The sequence below is a fragment of the Streptomyces sp. NPDC048671 genome (assembly GCF_055587045.1).
The window spans coordinates 1-1408 of the sequence record NZ_JBVJHB010000043.1; the positions used below are offsets into that span (position 1 = coordinate 1).

General features: G+C 66.8%; 1 protein-coding gene. It reads right to left on the bottom strand.

Features of this window, described 5'->3' with window-relative positions; genetic code table 11:
- Positions 1-1408, bottom strand: a 1408-nt coding sequence (locus ACZ6S6_RS37630; protein WP_469709525.1) for a condensation domain-containing protein, incomplete at both ends; no start/stop codon positions are given.

Genomic DNA, 1408 nt, shown 5'->3' on the forward strand with positions numbered 1-1408 from the left:
TGCCGCTCAAACAACACAGACAACGGAGCCACCACCACATCAGACCCCACCCCCTGCCACCCCGACAGAAGATCCCGCAACTCCCCCACCGCCAGGAATTCGGCATCCGCGATGGCCCGGCCCGGATGGGTCACCAAATCCGCGAGCAGTCGCGCGAAGCGCTCCGTCAGCATGCCGGCGGTCGAGGCGTCGAAGAGGTCCGAGGCGAACTCCAGCAAACCGGTGAGCCCGGCCGGTCCGCCGTCAGAGTCGTACTGCTCGCGCAGCGCCAGGGACAGGTCGAACTTCGCCACCGTGGAGGGAGCCGACTCGCCGGTCAAAGTCAGCCCCGGAAGCCGCAGTGCGGCCTGGGTGTTGTTCTGCAGCACAAGCATGACCTGGAACAGCGGGTGCCGCGACATCGACCGCGCCGGGTTCAGCACCTCGACAAGGTGCTCGAAGGGCACGTCCTGGTGGGCGTACGCCGCAAGGTCCGTCTCCCGTACGCGCTCGATCAGCTCACGGAACGTCGGATCGCCGGACACGTCTGTGCGCAGGACGAGCGTGTTGACGAAGAACCCGACCAGATCATCCAGCGCCTCATCCGTACGACCCGCGATCGGAGAACCGATCGGGATGTCCGTACCCGCGCCCAGACGCGACAACAGCGCCGCGAAAACCGCCTGCACCACCATGAAGACGCTCGCGCCCGACTCGCCTGCGAGGGCGACGATACGAGCGTGCAGTTCCGCATCGATCTCCACCGGGACGCCATCGCCCCGGTGCGAGGCCACCGCGGGCCGGGAACGATCCGTCGGCAGCTCCAACTCCATCGGGAGGTCAGCGAGTTCCTGAGTCCAGTAGGCGAGTTGAGCACTCAGCACACTGTCCGGGTCGGACTCCTCCCCCAGCAGCTCCCGTTGCCACAACGCATAGTCCGCGTACTGGACCTGCAACGGCTCCCACCCGGGATTCCGCCCCGCCACCCGCGCCTCGTACGCGGCCGCGACATCGCGCGCCAGCGGCACCATCGACCAGCCGTCTCCCGCGATGTGGTGCAGCACCACCACCAGGACGTGCGAGCCCTCGCTCAGCGCCAGCAGGCAGGCACGCATGGGCACTTCGACCGACAGGTCGAAACCTCGATCCGTGAAGTCCGCTACCGCGTAGTCGACTTCGCGCTCTGACACCTGCCGCGTCGGCAGCAGCAGCCTCACGTCTTCTCTGTGGAGGATGTGCTGGTAGGGCTCTCCGGCGGAGTTCTCCGGGAAGACGGTACGGAGATTCTCGTGACGTACGACGATGTCCTGCAGCGCTGCTTCCAAAGCAATGCCGTCGAGGTTGCCGGTCAGGCGCAGGACGACCGGCATGTTGTACGTCGCTGCTTCGGCGCCTTCGAGGCGGTTGAGGAACCAGAGGCGCCGCTGGG